The 16334-nt window shown below is 58.4% G+C and carries 23 protein-coding genes; 15 read left to right on the top strand and 8 right to left on the bottom strand.

What is annotated here, in order from left to right:
- Position 1: 1 nt before the first annotated feature.
- The 4 genes from AC2FH8_RS17165 to AC2FH8_RS17180 form a co-directional block, all read right to left on the bottom strand.
- Positions 2 to 505, bottom strand: a complete 504-nt coding sequence (locus AC2FH8_RS17165) for a universal stress protein (RefSeq protein ID WP_496690335.1) — start codon at positions 503 to 505, stop codon at positions 2 to 4.
- Between the two features lie 9 nt (positions 506 to 514).
- Positions 515 to 778 (bottom strand): hypothetical protein, encoded by a 264-nt coding sequence (locus AC2FH8_RS17170; protein ID WP_281973521.1) that lies wholly within the window; start codon positions 776 to 778, stop codon positions 515 to 517.
- 69 nt (positions 779 to 847) lie between these two features.
- Positions 848 to 1762, bottom strand: coding sequence for a DMT family transporter (locus AC2FH8_RS17175; protein WP_281973522.1), 915 nt, complete (start codon positions 1760 to 1762; stop codon positions 848 to 850).
- Positions 1759 to 2637 carry a LysR family transcriptional regulator gene (locus AC2FH8_RS17180; protein WP_496690354.1) on the bottom strand — a complete coding sequence of 293 codons (879 nt, stop codon included), beginning with the start codon at positions 2635 to 2637 and terminating at the stop codon, positions 1759 to 1761. Before AC2FH8_RS17180 ends, AC2FH8_RS17175 begins: the two co-directional genes overlap by 4 nt.
- A 117-nt stretch (positions 2638 to 2754) precedes the next feature.
- On the opposite strand from AC2FH8_RS17180, the gene AC2FH8_RS17185 reads away from it, so the two are divergent.
- Positions 2755 to 3336, top strand: a complete 582-nt coding sequence (locus tag AC2FH8_RS17185) for an FMN-dependent NADH-azoreductase (RefSeq protein ID WP_271951444.1) — start codon at positions 2755 to 2757, stop codon at positions 3334 to 3336.
- A gap of 66 nt (positions 3337 to 3402) precedes the next feature.
- Positions 3403 to 4143, top strand: coding sequence for an aspartate/glutamate racemase family protein (locus AC2FH8_RS17190; protein ID WP_281995886.1), 741 nt, complete (start codon positions 3403 to 3405; stop codon positions 4141 to 4143).
- Here the strand turns inward: AC2FH8_RS17190 and AC2FH8_RS17195 are convergent, their stop codons facing one another.
- Positions 4144 to 4674 carry a prolyl-tRNA synthetase associated domain-containing protein gene (locus tag AC2FH8_RS17195; RefSeq protein ID WP_496690336.1) on the bottom strand — a complete coding sequence of 177 codons (531 nt, stop codon included), beginning with the start codon at positions 4672 to 4674 and terminating at the stop codon, positions 4144 to 4146.
- Between the two features lie 88 nt (positions 4675 to 4762).
- Between AC2FH8_RS17195 and AC2FH8_RS17200 the strand changes: the two genes are divergently transcribed.
- The 11 genes from AC2FH8_RS17200 to trmD all read left to right on the top strand — a co-directional run bounded on the left by AC2FH8_RS17200 (position 4763) and on the right by trmD (position 11683).
- Positions 4763 to 5278, top strand: coding sequence for a hypothetical protein (locus AC2FH8_RS17200; protein WP_496690337.1), 516 nt, complete (start codon positions 4763 to 4765; stop codon positions 5276 to 5278).
- Positions 5279 to 5439: 161 nt separating this feature from the next.
- Complete coding sequence (ffh, locus tag AC2FH8_RS17205) at positions 5440 to 6936, top strand: signal recognition particle protein (RefSeq protein WP_496690338.1); 1497 nt, start codon at positions 5440 to 5442, stop codon at positions 6934 to 6936.
- Complete coding sequence (locus AC2FH8_RS17210) at positions 6937 to 7491, top strand: GNAT family N-acetyltransferase (protein WP_142639154.1); 555 nt, start codon at positions 6937 to 6939, stop codon at positions 7489 to 7491.
- Positions 7488 to 8039 carry a GNAT family N-acetyltransferase gene (locus tag AC2FH8_RS17215; RefSeq protein ID WP_496690339.1) on the top strand — a complete coding sequence of 184 codons (552 nt, stop codon included), beginning with the start codon at positions 7488 to 7490 and terminating at the stop codon, positions 8037 to 8039. Before AC2FH8_RS17210 ends, AC2FH8_RS17215 begins: the two co-directional genes overlap by 4 nt.
- On the top strand, positions 8036 to 8332 hold the full coding sequence (locus AC2FH8_RS17220) for a chorismate mutase (protein ID WP_142639150.1): 297 nt from the start codon (positions 8036 to 8038) through the stop codon (positions 8330 to 8332). The genes AC2FH8_RS17215 and AC2FH8_RS17220 overlap by 4 nt, the downstream gene beginning before the upstream one ends.
- 42 nt (positions 8333 to 8374) lie before the next feature.
- Complete coding sequence (gene rpsP, locus AC2FH8_RS17225) at positions 8375 to 8764, top strand: 30S ribosomal protein S16 (protein ID WP_142639148.1); 390 nt, start codon at positions 8375 to 8377, stop codon at positions 8762 to 8764.
- A gap of 12 nt (positions 8765 to 8776) precedes the next feature.
- Positions 8777 to 9412, top strand: coding sequence for a 5,6-dimethylbenzimidazole synthase (gene bluB, locus AC2FH8_RS17230; RefSeq protein ID WP_271951454.1), 636 nt, complete (start codon positions 8777 to 8779; stop codon positions 9410 to 9412).
- A gap of 4 nt (positions 9413 to 9416) precedes the next feature.
- On the top strand, positions 9417 to 9566 hold the full coding sequence (locus AC2FH8_RS17235) for a hypothetical protein (protein WP_185956731.1): 150 nt from the start codon (positions 9417 to 9419) through the stop codon (positions 9564 to 9566).
- Positions 9559 to 10062 carry a ribosome maturation factor RimM gene (gene rimM, locus AC2FH8_RS17240; protein ID WP_281973529.1) on the top strand — a complete coding sequence of 168 codons (504 nt, stop codon included), beginning with the start codon at positions 9559 to 9561 and terminating at the stop codon, positions 10060 to 10062. Before AC2FH8_RS17235 ends, rimM begins: the two co-directional genes overlap by 8 nt.
- Positions 10062 to 10877, top strand: a complete 816-nt coding sequence (locus tag AC2FH8_RS17245; RefSeq protein ID WP_281995860.1) for a hypothetical protein — start codon at positions 10062 to 10064, stop codon at positions 10875 to 10877. Before rimM ends, AC2FH8_RS17245 begins: the two co-directional genes overlap by 1 nt.
- Entirely contained in the window at positions 10874 to 11683 is an 810-nt protein-coding gene (gene trmD / locus AC2FH8_RS17250; protein ID WP_496690340.1) for a tRNA (guanosine(37)-N1)-methyltransferase TrmD, read from the top strand. The genes AC2FH8_RS17245 and trmD overlap by 4 nt, the downstream gene beginning before the upstream one ends.
- Positions 11684 to 11815: 132 nt before the next feature.
- On the opposite strand, the gene AC2FH8_RS17255 is transcribed toward trmD, so the two are convergent.
- On the bottom strand, positions 11816 to 12619 hold the full coding sequence (locus AC2FH8_RS17255; RefSeq protein WP_496690341.1) for a glycoside hydrolase family 25 protein: 804 nt from the start codon (positions 12617 to 12619) through the stop codon (positions 11816 to 11818).
- 381 nt (positions 12620 to 13000) lie between these two features.
- On the opposite strand from AC2FH8_RS17255, the gene rplS reads away from it, so the two are divergent.
- Complete coding sequence (gene rplS / locus AC2FH8_RS17260; protein ID WP_142639138.1) at positions 13001 to 13384, top strand: 50S ribosomal protein L19; 384 nt, start codon at positions 13001 to 13003, stop codon at positions 13382 to 13384.
- A gap of 11 nt (positions 13385 to 13395) precedes the next feature.
- Positions 13396 to 13617, top strand: a complete 222-nt coding sequence (gene rpmE / locus AC2FH8_RS17265) for a 50S ribosomal protein L31 (RefSeq protein WP_142639136.1) — start codon at positions 13396 to 13398, stop codon at positions 13615 to 13617.
- A gap of 106 nt (positions 13618 to 13723) precedes the next feature.
- On the opposite strand, the gene AC2FH8_RS17270 is transcribed toward rpmE, so the two are convergent.
- Both AC2FH8_RS17270 and AC2FH8_RS17275 read right to left on the bottom strand, forming a co-directional pair.
- Positions 13724 to 15310 (bottom strand): MFS transporter, encoded by a 1587-nt coding sequence (locus AC2FH8_RS17270; protein WP_496690342.1) that lies wholly within the window; start codon positions 15308 to 15310, stop codon positions 13724 to 13726.
- A gap of 79 nt (positions 15311 to 15389) precedes the next feature.
- Positions 15390 to 16277, bottom strand: a complete 888-nt coding sequence (locus AC2FH8_RS17275) for an AEC family transporter (RefSeq protein ID WP_142639132.1) — start codon at positions 16275 to 16277, stop codon at positions 15390 to 15392.
- Between the last annotated feature and the right edge of the window lie 57 nt (positions 16278 to 16334).

Here is a 16334-nt window from a genome sequence, read left to right on the forward strand (position 1 = left end):
CCTACCTGACTACAAAAACAGAGACACTGGCATGTTTCGCCAGATACCCCGCATGGCTCGAGAATATATAGTCGGTAATACGCGGCGCATGGGTGCCGACGACGATAAGGTCAGCTTCGATTTCTTCGGCAGTCCGTGTCAGGCCACCGTCAACTTCGGCGGCGACATCAACCGAATGGATATTGCGATACGCCACTTCGATCCCGCTGCTTTCAGCCAACTGTTTGGCAAAATCACGTAGGTTCTTGTCAATCGCAGCATCTGACTGAACAGGGTCACCCGGTTGGGTGCCGGTGACACTGACCAAAGTAATCTTGGCCCCCTGCCATTCGGCTATAGCTGCTGCAACTTTGGCGGCCTTGCGCACCTCGGGTGGCAGATGAAGATCAACCGGGATCATGATATGACTGTACATGGGACGTTCCTCCTTGGCCTGAAGCATAGAGAAACCAGAGGGTGCCAGGCCTTGATCTGCCTCAACACCGTCGCCCGCTTGGTCAAACATTGAAACGGGCTAGCCTTCCTGACTGTATTCAACACCGGTCACGACCCCCGAAGGGTCCGCCCGACACAACCACGGGGCCTGGGCCCCGGTAACGGAAACCGTCGTGACCGACCCGCCCGGTTCGGTATCGGTGGACATTGCCCGAACATCCCCGGGCCGCGTTCCAGTTTCGGCTGCGACCAGCGCCTCGCAACTGGCTTGTAAATCCGTTTCAGATGACCCGGCACAGGCGCCGCAAGCCACCAATATCATTATGGAAAGAACTGGTTTCATGTCGTCCCCTTGGACGTTTCATATTCTGGTCTAGGGCTAAGCCTGACACAATTTGGTCGTTTCACAAGTTCAATCAGCTTGCGGCAAAGGACGCGCGGGTTTGCCCTCCTCGGATTTCAGTAGCAAAACCAGGGCCAGGATCGTCAGACCGGCACCAAAATAGACGACAGGGCCAACCGCCTGCTGCCCCAGAGAGATTTCCCACAGAATGACCCAACTGGGAACCAGATAAGTATAAGCCATCACCTTTGCCGATGGCAGGCGCAGCGTTGAATACTGAACCAGCACGAAACTGGCCGCGGTTGCAAAGACCGAAACATAAATCAAACCCACCCAGACTATCGCTGGCAGGTTCGCCCAGTCGGTGGCACGGATCTCGGACCAGCCGTAGATCGTCAGCATCAGGCATCCCGCCAGAAGCGTACCAAAGGTAAACACCACTGCAGGCTCTCCACGGTTCAGCTTGCGTACAAGGGGAGTATACAAAGCATGCGCGACACAGCCCCAGAAATAGATGATTTCCCCCTGCCCGATATCGAACGCGCGCACGGCTTGCCAATCGGCGCGAAAGATCACCCACAGCGCCCCGACTGCCCCAAGGGTCAGTGCAAGCGCCATCCTTGGTGTGGTGATCTGGCGCAACAAGATCCAACCGGCGAATGCGGCCATAACCGGAGTCAGCGTAAAGACCGCTGCCGCGTTGACAGGCGGTGCAGTCTTCAACCCGTAGAACATCAACACGAAATAGGCCGCGAATACTCCGCCCAGAACCAAATAGCGCCACGAGGCTTGTGCCGCGCTGCGCGGCAGGCCGGTGGTCATAAGGGCGGCACCCCCAATCACCACGGATGCGATGCCAAACCGGGCCGCGGTAATGGCTTCGGGCGCGATCTGATTGGCGATCAGTGACCCCAGCGAGAAACTCCCTGCAACCAGGGCCGAAAAAATCAGCATGGCCAGATGGCCACGCGCCTGTTGACTCATTTTGCCCAGCTCTTGGATTGCTCTTTCAGATAGGTCAGAAAGGCCTGCACCTTGGTCGTGCGATGCAGATCCACATGGGTAACAAGCCACAGATCACCAAACCACTCCGGCATCGGGTCGACCACTTCGACCAGATTCGGATCTCCTGCAGCTGACCAACGTGGCATGAAACCGATACCCGCGCCGGACAGGACCGCCTCGCGGATACAGAAGTTGTTGGTACAACGGAAGGTGATGCGCTCGGCTGGCACGGTCTGGCGCAACCAGCGGGAAAACGGCGCTCGGCTGTTTTCGTCATCGGTACTGATGAAAGAATGATCTGCAAAGTCATCGAGACTGCCAGGCTTGCCGTGCAGCGCGACATAATCGGTGCTGGCGTATAATCCGACCTCTTGCTTCATAAAGGACTGAACCACGTTGTCGGGCTGATCAGGCGCTGACCCGGCACGGATCGCCACGTGCGCTTCGCCATATTCCAGACGAAACAGCCGATCACCGGTCAGATACCGGACGATCAGTTCCGGGTGCCGTCGCTGAAACTCGGCAAGAACCGGCACCACCAGAGACGCCAGAGAGGACAGCGACGTCACGACCAACTCGCCCGACACGTCATCACCCCGACCCTTCATCCGGCCGATCAGTTGATTGAACTGATCCTCAGTCGCCTGTGCCACACGCAACAGGTCCTCTCCGGCTTCGGTCGGTGTATAGCCGCGCGCATGGCGCTGGAACAGCTTGACCGCCAGCCGGGCCTCAATTGCATCAATGTGGCGAATGACGGTGGCATGATGCACACCCAGCACCTCGGCCGCGCCACTGACCGTTCCCATACGCGCCACCTGATAGGCGGTTCTTACCTCGTCCCAGTTGTCCACTGCGGTTTTCCATTGTGCAAATTCTAACAGACCCTGTTGACTTACCAGAGTTTTGTTCGCTCGCGCAACGCTCATATCGGGCCAAGACACATCCTGCACACCAAAGGAAATTGAACCATGACTAAAACTATCCTGCATATCGACGCATCGGCCCGCCGCGAAGGCTCGACCACTCGTGACCTGTCGGCACGCATCGTCAATCACTTGGGCGCTGACCGCATAATTCGCCGTGACCTTGCCACACCTCTGCCGCTGCTGACCGAAGCCTGGGTCAGCGCAAATTTCACCCCTGCCGATCAGCGCAGTGCCATGCAACAGGACCAGTTATCCCTGTCTGACGAGCTGGTAACTGAACTGCAGCAGGCCGATACGCTTGTCATAGGCCTGCCGATCTACAATTTCTCGGTGCCCGCGGCGTTCAAAGCCTGGATCGACCTGATTGCCCGCGTCGGAGTGACTTTTTCGTATTCCGAAAGCGGTCCAAAAGGCCTGTTGGATGGAAAGCGCGCGGTTTTAGCCGTGGCGTCGGGTGGCACAGCTGTCGGGTCTGATGTCGATTTTGCCACCACCTATGCCAAGCATGTACTTGGCTTTATCGGTATCCATGACGTCGAAATCGTCGCCGCCGACCAGTTGGCGCTGGATGCCGAAGGTTCTCTCAGCAATGCACGAAATGCGGTTTCGCAACTGGCAGCCTGATTGACCTTCACCTCAGAAAACGTCCAGTCTGTCCTGGATACCAAATGGGCAGACTGGACGCACGCAATGAAAAAGATCGGCATTCTGGGCGGCGTGGGCTGGGCCTCGACCGTTGATTATTACCGCGCGATTGCCGAAGGCTCGGGGCGGTTTTTCGCCCAGCGCGGACATGGATCCCCTCTGCCCATCCCACCCATGACCATCGAGTCCGTGACCCAGGCTAAAACCCGTGCCCTGCGTGGCGTCGCGGGCGATGAGGCCAGTTGGGCCGGATTTGATGCTGTATTTCGGGAAGCTTTGTTAACTCTTGAAGCCTCTGGCTGTGACTTTGGGATTATCGCCTCGAACACACCCCACGCGCGGCTGCATGCAATCCGACAGGGCGTTACGATGCCCATTCTCAGCATCTTCGATGCAACCGCCGAGGTTACGGCCTCGACAGACGCCACGCGCGCGCTGGTTCTGGGCACCACGGTAACGATGCAGGCGACGCACTATGCCAACAAGCTGGGCGAGATTGGCATCAGCGCAAACGCCCGCCTGCCCGAAAGCGAAATTGCAAAGATGCAAGCGATGATCGACGGTGATTTCTACGGCGGCGCGTCAGAAAGCGCCCGTGCGCGCCTGCTGGCCTTTTGTAACCGGCATGCCGAACACGGAACCGCAATCCTTCTGGCCTGTACGGAACTGCCGCTGGCCTTTCCCGATCATCTGGACGACCCTGTGTTCGAGGCTGACGGGCATCTGTTCATCAACCCGTCCGCTGCACATGTGGCCGCGGCCCTGGAGGAGGCGTTAGTGCCCTGATCAGGGCAGCCAGTTCACCGCGCATGTAATCCGATCGAAGAAGGCCATCAAATCAGCGCGCGAGATGGCAACTGTGCGGTCGTTGACCAAGGGATGCATGTTGATCACATCGGCCTGTTGTGCGGCAGCATCCATGTAAAAGCGTACATCATTCTGCACCCCGTTGATCATCGCCAGCGGGCTGACAGCCCCAGGGCGGATGCCGAGGTTTTGCAACAGCCGATCCGCCGAGCCAAAGGACAGGCTGCCGACACCCAGCTCGGCGCCCAGCGCCTTGAGGTCGATGTCGCGGCTCTGTTCCAGCGTCACCAGATAGTTCCGCTTTTTCTTATCGCGCAGATAGAGGTTCTTGAGGCGCAGGGTACGCTCACCCGGCACAAGAAACTGGTCTTCGACGCCTTTCGCATCCTCAACCGTGCGCAGCGGGATGTGGGTATGCAGCCTATAGGTCAGGCCCCACGCATCCAGCTGCGCCAACAGCACATCGGAACTGAGCGGCAATGTGTCTTGAAAAGCGGATGATGCGTCCATGGGAACCTCCTGTCTACCTCGCTCATCGCCCAACACGGGCACGATTTCAAGCCGAGACAAACCGCAAAACGGGTGCTAGCGTGCCGCCATGAAAGTGACGCGCAACAATTCGAACCAGCTAATAGTGTCTTATGTGCCCTGGTTGACCGGCTTGTCTTTGATCGGCTTTCTTATGATCTTCGTTGCAAGCGCCGCAGGAGGGTATTTTCGTAGTGAAAATAGCCTGCTCGAAACCATTCTGATACTGTCGATAGTATTCTGCATCGTCGGGTTTATGGGACACCATTTAGTACAGCGCATTCAGGTCATTTTTGACAAACCAAGTGACACGGTCACTATTCAGCGCCGCAACGTTCTGATGACTTATCAAACCGAAACCCACAAGTTGTCCGATTTCCGCTGTGCAGAGATGCAACCGGAGAACAGCCAAGAAGGCCGCCACTCTTGTCGACCAGTGCTGCATTTTGCCCGCACTGATGGCGCGTCTTCGATACCTCTAATCAATGCGTATACCCAATGGTCAGGTCAAACACACAGTGCAATGGCCCTAATGAACCACTGGGCCAAAGTGAACTTGGTTGACTCGGACAGTCAATCAGCCTAAATCCCACCGCAACATCCGGAAGCCTCAGATCTTCCGGTCCCTTGAGTCGTTCAGGGATCGCCCCCCACCAGCGAGTTTCGCCCGTGGGGGCAATTGTGTATTTAACCGGTGTTTCTTATCTGAGAAGCGCCACCAGATAACCGGCTAAGGAGGCCGCAGGCATGTTTGAAAATCTATCCGAACGCCTCTCTGGCGTCTTTGACCGGCTGACCAAACAGGGTGCGCTGTCTGAAGGGGACGTCAAGACCGCCCTGCGCGAAGTACGGGTTGCCTTGCTTGAGGCTGACGTCTCGCTGCCGGTCGCGCGGGAGTTCGTCAAGAAGGTACAGGATCAGGCCACCGGTCAGGCTGTCACCAAGTCGATCACACCCGGCCAGCAGGTCGTCAAGATCGTGCATGACACGCTGGTCGAGGTGCTGCGCGGCGAGGAGGACCCCGGCGTTCTGAAGATCGACAACCCGCCTGCTCCGATCCTGATGGTCGGCCTGCAGGGGTCAGGTAAGACGACCACAACCGGGAAACTGGCCAAACGTCTGAAAGAAAAAGAAGGCAAAAAGGTCCTGATGGCCTCGCTGGACGTCTATCGCCCGGCGGCGATGGACCAGCTGGCGGTTCTGGGTACGCAGGTTGGTGTCGACACTCTGCCGATCGTACCGGGCCAGAAACCCGTCGATATCGCCAAACGTGCCAAACAGCAGGCCACATTGGGCGGCTATGACGTCTACATGCTGGATACCGCAGGCCGTTTGCACATCGACGAAGTGCTGATGGGTGAAGTCGAGCAGGTCCGCAACGCGGTTGACCCGCGTGAAACCCTGCTGGTGGTCGATGGCCTGACCGGTCAAGTTGCTGTCGAAGTGGCCGAAGAATTCGAAGCCAAGGTCGGCATCTCGGGCGTGGTTCTGACCCGGATGGACGGTGACGGGCGCGGCGGTGCGGCGCTGTCGATGCGCGCAGTTACCGGCAAGCCCATCCGCTTTGTGGGCTTGGGCGAAAAAATGGACGCGCTTGATACCTTTGAGCCGGACCGGATCGCCGGTCGTATTCTGGGCATGGGCGACATCGTGGCCCTGGTCGAAAAGGCCCAGGAAACGATGGAGATGGAACAGACCGAGCGCATGATGAAGCGCATGGTCAAAGGTCAGTTCAACATGAACGACCTGAAGATGCAGCTGGAACAGATGATCCAGATGGGCGGCATGCAGGGCATGATGGGCATGATGCCGGGCATGGGCAAGATGGCCAAACAAGTCGAAGAATCGGGCATGGATGACAAGGTGCTCAAGCGCCAGATCGCCTTGATCCAATCCATGACCAAGCGTGAACGCGCCAACCCGCAACTGCTGCAAGCCAGCCGCAAGAAACGTATCGCGGCGGGTTCGGGTATGGAGGTCAGCGACCTCAACAAGCTGCTCAAGATGCACCGGCAGATGTCGGACATGATGAAGAAGATGGGCAAGATGGGCAAAGGCAAGATGCTGAAACAGGCCATGAAGGGCATGTTTGGTAAAGGCGGCCCCTCGCCAGAAGACATGGCGGCAGGCATGGACCCCAAGGCGCTGGAGCAGGCGGCCAAAGCGATGGGTGGCAAGATGCCCGGAATGGGCGGAGGCATGGCCCTGCCTCCGGGCCTCAGCGGATTTGGCAAAAAGAAGTAAATGACCGCCGCTGCACCTCATATCCCCCGGCTTGAAACCGAACGCCTGATCCTGCGCGCCCCGTGCGAGGACGATTTCAGCGCGCTGGAAGCATTCTTTGCCAGCGACGCATCGAAATTCGTCGGCGGTCCCAAGCGTGCGGATGAGACATGGCGGACACTTGCCCTACTGCTGGGTCACTGGACCCTTCGCGGCTATGGGTATTGGGCGGTAGAGGAAAAAGGCGCCGGCAAATACATCGGTCATGTAGGGCTGTGGTTTCCGCATAGCTGGCCTGAGCCGGAAATCGGCTGGACACTGATGAGCAGCGCAACAGGCAAAGGATACGCGACCGAGGCGGCGCTCGCCGCACGGACATATGCCTATGACGTACTGGGCTGGGATACTGCTATTTCTCTGATCGACCCCGACAATCTGGCAAGCAGAGCCGTGGCCGATCGATTGGGTGCGCGGTTTGACAGCATCTATAAACACCCGGCCTATGGCGAGATGCAGGTTTGGCGGCATCCGGCTCCATCAGACCTTGAGAACGGTGGAGTGGAGGCATACGCATGACGACGTTCTCCATCCCGATCATCGAAACTGAACGCCTTGTTCTGCGGGCCCCGCATGCGGATGACTTGCCTGAGTTGACTGCCTTCTATGCAGCCGAGCGCAGCCATATGGTTGGCGGTCCGCGGGATCAGGTGGGCAGCTGGAGCTCTCTGGCAACGCGTCTGGGTCACTGGGCGCTGAAAGGCTACGGCCTTTGGCATCTGACCGAGAATTCCAGCGGTCGCTTTGTTGGCGCGGTTGGCATCATTGATGTACCTGGCTGGGACGAACCCGAACTCGGCTGGACCCTGATGGACGGGGCGGAAGGCAAAGGTCTGGCTTTCGAGGCAGCCCTTGCAGCTCGCGACTATGCTGCGCGCCAACAGGGTTTGAATGGCGTCATCAGCTATATCGCGCATGAAAACACGCGCTCTCGTGCCTTGGCCGAGCGTATGGGGGCCAGCTTCGAGCGCGAAGGCGAAGTGATGGGCAAGCCCTGCCAGGTCTGGCGCCATCCCACGCTCGATTTATCCGAACCTGCTTTGACCACCGAAAGGACCGGCCAATGACCAATCCCGTGACTCAGGCTGCCGCGTTGCTCAAGGACCACCGCGAAAGCATCGATCGCTTGGACGCGATTCTGGTTTACACACTGGGCGAGCGGTTCAAGCACACACAAGCCGTTGGCAAACTGAAAGCGGCACACGACCTTCCCCCGTCCGATCCAACGCGCGAAGCTGCGCAGATCGCACGGTTAGAAGACCTGGCGAAAGAGGCCGATCTTGACCCCGATTTCGCCAAGGCTTTTCTGAATTTCATCATTCAGGAAGTCATCCGACACCATAAGAAACACCAGAATTGACCGGGCCGTTCCCGGCACACGCCATCTAAAGGAGATACCACCATGGCAATGAAAATTCGTCTCGCCCGCGGCGGCTCGAAAAAGCGTCCCTTCTACCGCATCGTGGCTGCCGACAGCCGCATGCCGCGCGACGGCCGTTTCATCGAAAAGCTGGGCACCTACAACCCGCTGCTGCCGAAAGACAACGAAGAGCGCGTTAAAATGGACATGGAGCGCATCCAGTACTGGCTGGACCAGGGCGCCCAGCCCACCGACCGGATCGCCCGCATGCTGGAAGCAGCCGGCGCCAAGGAAAAAGCCGAGCGTAGCAACCCCAACAAGGGTACCCCGGGCAAGAAAGCTCAGGAGCGCGCGGAAGAAAAAGCTGCAAAGGCCGCTGAAGCTGCCGAAGCTGCTGCTGCGCCTGCTGAAGAAGCAGCAGCAGAAGAGTAAGCAGGGCGGCGCGTGCGGGATCAGACCTTTACCGACGATTTTCGCGCGCAGTTCGATCTGTTGTTGCGGCTCCGGCGCGATGTGCGCCGGTTTCGCGACGATGCTGTGGACGAGGCAGTGCTGACGCGCTGCCTCGACGCATTTCGACTGGCGCCGTCTGTTGGGCTCAGCGAGCCTTGGCGTGTGGTCCGAGTCGAAAGTACCGCCGCGCGTGAGGCTGCGCTTAAGAACTTTCAGGCGGCGAATGCCCAGGCCCTAAAGGGATACTCGGGCGACAATGCGCGGCTCTACAGTCAGCTGAAACTGACGGGAATGCAGGAAGCACCGGTGCAGCTGGCCGTGTTCTGCGACGATTCCACCGACAAGGGGCGCGGTTTGGGTGCAGGTTCGATGCCCGAGATGCGGCGCTATTCCGTGGTCTCGGCAGTCACCCTGTTCTGGCTTGCCTTGCGGACCGAAGGGATGGGGTTGGGATGGGTGTCTATTCTGGACCCCGAACGAATGGCGCGTGATCTGAATGTGTCGGATAGCTGGCGGTTGATCGGTTACTTCTGTGTCGGATGGCCCGAAGAGCACTCGGAAACCCCCGAGTTGCAGCAATCTGGCTGGGAATTCCGCGACGACAACCTGCTTGTGGAGGTACGATAGACGTATGTTCGGACTATTACGGCTTCCTATCCTGTTGATGATCGCCTTTATTGTGGGCGTGTTTTTCGAACGCTCGAACCAGCGCGAAGCGTGTGAGGCACGCGGGTTATGGCAAGACGGGCTATGTGTGACGGTGGATGGACCAAATGAATGACCTGATCTGCGTAGGAAGTGTTGCGGGCTCATACGGGGTGCGCGGCGAAGTGCGCCTGAAAAGCTATTGCGCGATCCCTGAGGATATCGAAGCCTATTCGCCGCTGACGGATGAACAGGGCGCGAAACGCTATCCGCTGGTCCTGACTCGTCCGATCAAGAATGGCTTTGCCGCCAGATTGGGCGGAGTTGAAACCAAGGAACAGGCAGATGACCTGAAGGGGCTGCGCCTGTTTGCGCGGCGCGATCAGTTGCCTTCGCTACCTGATGACGAGTTCTACCACACAGATCTAATCGGGCTTGCGGTCTATGACACAGGGGGCGCGTTGCTGGGTCAGGTTAAATCTGTCCAGAACCACGGTGCGGCGGACCTGTTGGAATTGCACGGGCCGGGCCTGAATTCCACTGTTTTGCTACCGTTCACACTCGAGTCGGTTCCTACAGTTGATCTGGAACAGGGCCGCATCGTCGCCGACCCGCCCGAAGGGCTGATCTGATGCGTCGGGTCCTGCTGCATCTGGGCCTGCACAAAACTGGCACAACAGCAGCGCAATCCTTCCTCTATGAAAATCGCGAGCTGATTTGGCCGCATTTTGCGCTGGTCCTACCGTATCGCACCCGCAATTCCGGCCTGTCCCGCGCGGCCACCAACCATTCCGTCTATGGAACAGTGGGAACCCTCTCCGAGTTTGGCAGTCAGCTGCGCGAATTTCTGGACAGCCTGGATTTCGGCGACAAGCGGGGACTGATCCTGAGCGAAGAAAACTTCGCCGGCCTCAGGCCCAGCCGCAATATCGACCAAGGCTATGCTGCGGCCCCCGATCTGGCTGCCTGTCTGGTGGATTCAATTCGCCAGCGATTTTCAGGGCAAGAGGTTGAGATCACGATATACCTGTCTCTGCGCCAGCGCGGAGGCTGGTTGCGCAGCCTGTGGGCACATGATCTGGAACGGATGCGACAGGTTTTTGACTTTGAAACCTTTCGCGACAACCTGGACCACCTGCCCCCGCTGCAAGACACCGTCAGCCGCATCAAGGAAAAGCTGCCTTCCGTCTCTGTTACGACTGAATGGCTGGAAGATTTGCAACTGCGACGGCTTGGACCTGGCGACCCCTTTGCCGAATTTATGGACCTGTCGCGTGAAAAGGCCAACCTTCTGGTGCCTCCGACTCAGGTCAATACCCGGCTCCCCGAAGACGTCCTGTCCGAGTTGCTGGAACTGAACCGTTCGCGCCTGGAAGAAGCGGCTCTGGTTGCGCAAAAGACTGCCGTGATTGAACGCGCGCAGACAGACCTGATTGGTACATCATGACTGATACGTCCCCGAAATCTCATGGTCGCAAGGCGATCCGTCCTACGCTGAAACCGCGCGAACTGCTTACGCCCACGCCCGATTTGCATGGGGTGTGGAAGGCCAAGATCATCACCTTGTTTCCGTCGGCCTTTCCCGGAGTTCTTGGCGAAAGCCTGACTGGAAAAGCCCTGCAAGAAGGGTTGTGGCAGCTGGAAACCGTTGACCTGCGTCAGTTCGGTGTCGGCAAGCATCGCAATGTGGACGACACCCCGGCCGGCGGCGGAGCGGGGATGGTGTTGCGCTCAGATGTATTGGGCGAAGCAATCGAGCACACGATGACCGAGGCGCAAGGAAACTGGCCTCTGATCTACCTTAGCCCGCGCGGTCGCCGCATGGACCAGTGCATGATGCAGAACCTCGCGCGCTGTGATGGCATGACCCTGCTATGTGGGCGGTTTGAAGGTGTTGATGAACGGGTGCTGGAGCATTACGGCGTCCAAGAGGTCTCGCTAGGGGATTTCGTGATGACCGGAGGCGAGATTGCCGCGCAAGCGCTGATCGACGCCACGGTGCGTCTGATCCCCGGCGTTCTGGGCAATCAGGCCTCGGCCGAAGAAGAGAGTTTTTCGTCGGGCCTGCTGGAGCACCCCCAGTACACCCGCCCGGCCGAATGGAAAGGCCGCCCAATCCCCGAGATTTTGATGTCAGGCCATCATGGTCGCATCGCCGAATGGCGTCACGATATGTCCGAACAGATCACCCGCGAACGGCGACCCGATCTGTGGGAGGCCTATCTGAGTGAACGGGAAGAGACGTCTGACTGACATCCCCCGTGTGACATGAGCCCCGCAGCTGAGCGGTCCCGGTTGCAGAATTATTCGGGGGGAAAAGCGCGAATGCAGGCTTGATCACTTCGTCGTGGGCGACACCATCGAAACCTATGGGGTGCCCAAAGTCTAAGGGCTACCAGATTTCCAGCGCGCCCAGATTTCCCATGGCCCGTTGAAGACATTGATATCAACCCTCCCCTGAACACCGGGCACCAGCCCGGTGCCGGTGTATTGCCAGAGCCGCCACACCGCTTTGGGATACACATTTCGCGGATGACCGGCGACCGAACGCAACCAGAACTCAGTCTTGGGCAGCCGCCCGATATTCGTATCACCATAGAAATCCACCGTCGTATAGACGATCGGACGGCGCCCATAGTGGCGTTCGAGGATATCCAGGAACTGTTGAGCCTCGGCCCGGACCGTCGCACCATCGGGGCGCAAGGTGCAGGTCTTAGAATGCGGGGTCCACTCCATGTCCAGCACATGTGGCAGATCCGATCCCTTGGGTACGTTCTGGATGAACCAGCGGGCCTGTTCCCGCGCCGACCGGCAGAAATAGTAGTAATGATATGCCCCCCACGGCACGCCCGCAGCCTGCGCACCTTGCCGATGGCTGGCAAACATGGGGTCGGCGACATCGCCCCCTTCGGTCGCTTTGATAAAGACGAAACTAACGCCGGACTGCTTGGCGGTGCGCCAGTCTATCGCTCCTTGCCAGCGCGATACGTCCAGCCCGTGCACCGGGTAATGCCCCGGATGTCTCCCTTCCCATTCGTGGGGGTCTGCATCTGCAAAGGCTGGGAAGATCACAGCGGGCGGCGTAGCATCTGGAAACGACTGGGCCTCGACCAGTTGCGGCGGCGGGCTGCTGCGACCGCAGGACAGGGTCGCAAAGGCTATGACGGCGAGCATCAATGCTGTGCGCATGATCTAATCCTGTATCAAATGACTGCTCTTATAATTACATCCAGTTTGCCTGATCAGCCCCGCAAGGCAATGGTTCTGTTTGCGTGCGGCGGAAACCCACCGTTTTCCCCGCCTTGCGTCGCGATTTAGGCTTGATCCCTGCCCCCGATGCCCGTAAATGACCGCAATCCGGTGCCGCAACTTCGCGACTCCGGTGTTTTGGTTTGCATCATGTCGTGACGCCCAGCTTTCTTCAGCCACGGCGCGGCGGGCAGGCCAGAGACCAAGTGAACATTCGATCTGACCTCTGGCGGGCTGTACGCAGGACCCGGTGAAGACCAAGAGCTCTCAGGCCGTGCCCAAACTTCGTGGACCAACCACGAGCAGATAGGAGAACCTGCGATGGACCTGATCGCACAGCTTGAGGCGGAACAGATTGCCGCCCTGGGGAAAGACATCCCCGATTTCAAAGCCGGTGACACCATTCGTGTCGGCTTTAAAGTGACCGAAGGGTCGCGCACCCGTGTTCAGAACTACGAAGGCGTCTGCATCGCCCGTAAAGGTGGCAACACCATCGCCGGTGCGTTCACCGTGCGTAAGATTTCCTTTGGTGAAGGCGTGGAGCGTGTGTTCCCGCTGTATTCAACCAATATCGACAGCATCACCGTTGTCCGCCGTGGCCGCGTTCGTCGCGCCAAACTGTATTATCTGCGCACTCGTCGCGGTAAATCCGCACGTATCGCAGAGGTCACCAACTACAAGCCCAAAGCTGGCGCCGAAGCGTAAGGAACGGAAAGATGAAAAAAGACATCCATCCCGATTATCACGTCATCGACGTCAAAATGACCGATGGCACCATAGTTCAGATGAAATCCACCTGGGGCTCCGAAGGCGATCAGCTGGCTCTGGAAATCGACCCCTCCGTGCACCCCGCATGGACCGGTGGCGGCGCGCGTCTGATGGACGCCGGTGGCCGTGTGTCGAAGTTCAAAAAGAAATACGAAGGTCTGGGCTTCTAAGCCTGACCTTTTTCGAATGCGAAAGGCCGCCCAGAAGGGCGGCCTTTTTCGTTTTACCCGAAACCTCTGACACCGCCCTGACAAGAAACGGGTCAGGATCAATCCCTCAGGGTTTCTTCGCGCGTGTCAGATCCGCCGCGCTGTGCACCGGGGGCACAGGGCCGCGCAGCAACATCAACCCCAGCGTCACGCCGATCAGCGCCGCAATCGCCGTCACCATCATGGCGCTGTCAAATGCGTTGTCCTGCAGGTCGCGCAAGGCCTTTGCCAGAGCACTTCCCGATGTTGGGTCCATGCCTGCGATCAACTGCTGGATCTGACTGGGCGTTCCGTGGGTCAGCGCATGGGCCAGATCTTCGCGCGGGGTCGAGCCAGCCGGAAGCGCGTCAATCACTTCGGTCAGACCCCGGCGCGAAGTGATGGCCTCGGCCAGCCCGCAGACCACAGCCCCCAGCGTGGCCCCGAAGTATAGACAGGCATTGATCACACCTGACCCCTGCCCTACATGCTCGTCCGGCAAAAGCCGCAACCCAAGACGCGGTAGCAGCGAGAAACAGATACCAAGACCAATGCCGACGATCATCAACTTCCACCAGATCTGCGCGTATTGAGTGGGAACTGTAATCGTGGTCAGCAACAAAAACCCAACGACCATTGCACCCAGCCCGATCACAACAGGCCATTGAAAGCTGTAGGGCGCAAGAAATCGAGGCGCGATGACCGAGATCGCGAACATGCTTAGGCTCAACGGCATAATCGCAAGCCCAGCCCCGATAGACGTGTATCCGAATGTATCAGGCGATTGGACGAATGTGTTGAAGTAGACGAAAAAGCCAAACAGCATAAACCCGGTAAGGAACATCCCCGCTGCCGCCATGAAATAGCGCGGATGAAGGAAATAGCGCAGCTCGACCAACGGATCTTCACTGCGGCGCGAAGCCAGCACAAGGCCGACCATGGCCAGCATGGCCACACCCAACGGCACCAGCGTCAACGGTGCCCGCCATCCACCACTTTCCCCATTGCTCAGGGCAAATGACAACGGCCCCAGAAACAGCACAAGAGCCACAGCGCCGAGATAATCGAACCGGGCACCGGCCAGTCGCGTGTTCGGTACATAGTTCCGTTTTCTCACGGTCAACCCAATGATAAACGCGGTAGCCAGCAAGATCAGATCGGTGGCGAAAACGGCTCTCCAACTGATGTAATGGGCGAATGCACCGCCCAGGATTGGGCCGATCCCGATCGCCAGTCCGACGATGGCGCCCCATGCTCCGGTAACGCTGGCGCGTTTTTCCTCCGGGGTCGCTGCAGTCAACAAGGGCAACGACGTGCCAAACAGCGCTGCGGCCCCTGCCCCCTGCGCCCCACGGCCAAACAGCATCATCGCCCCGTCCTGCGCGAACAAGGCCGAGGCAGAGCCTGCGGCAAAAACGATCATGCCAACCAGAAACACGCCCAGCTTGCCCGTGATATCACCCAGCCGACTGATAATCGTCACCAGCGTGGCACTGACCACGGTATAGATGGCCATGACCCATTGCAGGTCCGAAGGCGACAGATCGAACTCATTCTTAAGATCAGGCAGGATGGTCGCAACCGCCGTGGAATTGAAGCCAACAACAACCATGCAAATCGCCGTCATGACCAATACAACGCGTGCGCCGACATCAGATGAATTCGTTTGTAACATCAAATACGTCCTAAAATACGTGCAACGACTATGGATCGCCACACCGACAGCTTAGCAGGAATGTGCAAACCGCCTAGCCTTAGATCCAGTAGGACAGCGCCAGCGGCAAAGCGATGATCGTTGTCAGGGTCGAAACCAGTATGAACCCGGCAACATCGGGGCCGTATTCCGGCACATGCTGGTCTATGAACAAATAGGTCGCCACCGATGACGGCATCAAACAGCACAGGATCACCGCGCCGCGCTCAGCGCCTGTAAAGCCGAAGGCCCAGACCAACCCGCTGGCGATTGCAACTGCCATCACCAGGTGCAAAGCGGTCAGCGTCACCGCACGCCCAAGGCGGTTGACCCGAAGGCTGGCCAATGTGTGGCCCAATGTCAGCAGCATCAGCGGGATGGAAAGCCCACCCAGGATATCGAATGACTTCGCAACAGGCTGAGGCAGGCTATAGCCGCTGGCCATCAGCACCAGCGATAGGACCACCGCATATATGATCGGCGAGGTGGCGAGCTTTCTGGGCGAAAACTCTTTGGCTGGTATCCACATCCCTACAGTGAAGATGCTGACAAGAACGACCACTACAAATGCCATCGTATAGGCCATCCCCGCATCGCCTAACGCAAGCAAGGTGATTGGCAATCCGATATTGCCCACATTCCCATGCATCAGAGGCGTCAGAAAGGCCCGCGCCGGCAGACGCATAACCTTCAGCGCCGCAAATCCCAGAACACCAAACCCGGCAATCGCCAAAACCGCAGCGGCCATCACGTCCAGAAACGTTCCAACAGCGATCTTTGTGGCCGACAGATGCGAGATGATCAGTGTGGGATATCCAACCCGCGAAACGATCGCGCCAATGACCTTGTTGTCAAAGGGCGTTTTGGTCAACGCCAGTACATACCCAGCCCCGGCACAGATCAGCACCGGCAGCACCACATTCAGTACGTTCAGAAACAGATGCTCCAAGCCATGTCTTTCTCACAGTCCTTAAGCCTGGAGATTGAAACATAGTCCCGGCTTTCG

It is taken from the genome of Ruegeria sp. CDSC025, from assembly GCF_059610805.1.

Bases quoted from the DNA above. Each gene is read 5' to 3' on its own strand.
- AC2FH8_RS17245 (WP_281995860.1), top strand. From the start codon at position 10,062: ATGCGTCGGGTCCTGCTGCATCTGGGCCTGCACAAAACTGGCACAACA.
- trmD (WP_496690340.1), top strand. From the start codon at position 10,874: ATGACTGATACGTCCCCGAAATCTCATGGTCGCAAGGCGATCCGTCCT.
- rimM (WP_281973529.1), top strand. From the start codon at position 9,559: ATGAATGACCTGATCTGCGTAGGAAGTGTTGCGGGCTCATACGGGGTG.
- AC2FH8_RS17175 (WP_281973522.1), bottom strand. From the start codon at position 1,762: ATGAGTCAACAGGCGCGTGGCCATCTGGCCATGCTGATTTTTTCGGCC.
- AC2FH8_RS17235 (WP_185956731.1), top strand. From the start codon at position 9,417: ATGTTCGGACTATTACGGCTTCCTATCCTGTTGATGATCGCCTTTATT.
- AC2FH8_RS17170 (WP_281973521.1), bottom strand. From the start codon at position 778: ATGAAACCAGTTCTTTCCATAATGATATTGGTGGCTTGCGGCGCCTGT.
- rpsP (WP_142639148.1), top strand. From the start codon at position 8,375: ATGGCAATGAAAATTCGTCTCGCCCGCGGCGGCTCGAAAAAGCGTCCC.
- AC2FH8_RS17220 (WP_142639150.1), top strand. From the start codon at position 8,036: ATGACCAATCCCGTGACTCAGGCTGCCGCGTTGCTCAAGGACCACCGC.
- AC2FH8_RS17215 (WP_496690339.1), top strand. From the start codon at position 7,488: ATGACGACGTTCTCCATCCCGATCATCGAAACTGAACGCCTTGTTCTG.
- AC2FH8_RS17210 (WP_142639154.1), top strand. From the start codon at position 6,937: ATGACCGCCGCTGCACCTCATATCCCCCGGCTTGAAACCGAACGCCTG.
- AC2FH8_RS17185 (WP_271951444.1), top strand. From the start codon at position 2,755: ATGACTAAAACTATCCTGCATATCGACGCATCGGCCCGCCGCGAAGGC.
- AC2FH8_RS17200 (WP_496690337.1), top strand. From the start codon at position 4,763: ATGAAAGTGACGCGCAACAATTCGAACCAGCTAATAGTGTCTTATGTG.
- AC2FH8_RS17190 (WP_281995886.1), top strand. From the start codon at position 3,403: ATGAAAAAGATCGGCATTCTGGGCGGCGTGGGCTGGGCCTCGACCGTT.
- rpmE (WP_142639136.1), top strand. From the start codon at position 13,396: ATGAAAAAAGACATCCATCCCGATTATCACGTCATCGACGTCAAAATG.
- AC2FH8_RS17255 (WP_496690341.1), bottom strand. From the start codon at position 12,619: ATGCGCACAGCATTGATGCTCGCCGTCATAGCCTTTGCGACCCTGTCC.
- AC2FH8_RS17195 (WP_496690336.1), bottom strand. From the start codon at position 4,674: ATGGACGCATCATCCGCTTTTCAAGACACATTGCCGCTCAGTTCCGAT.
- AC2FH8_RS17270 (WP_496690342.1), bottom strand. From the start codon at position 15,310: ATGTTACAAACGAATTCATCTGATGTCGGCGCACGCGTTGTATTGGTC.
- rplS (WP_142639138.1), top strand. From the start codon at position 13,001: ATGGACCTGATCGCACAGCTTGAGGCGGAACAGATTGCCGCCCTGGGG.
- AC2FH8_RS17165 (WP_496690335.1), bottom strand. From the start codon at position 505: ATGTTTGACCAAGCGGGCGACGGTGTTGAGGCAGATCAAGGCCTGGCA.
- ffh (WP_496690338.1), top strand. From the start codon at position 5,440: ATGTTTGAAAATCTATCCGAACGCCTCTCTGGCGTCTTTGACCGGCTG.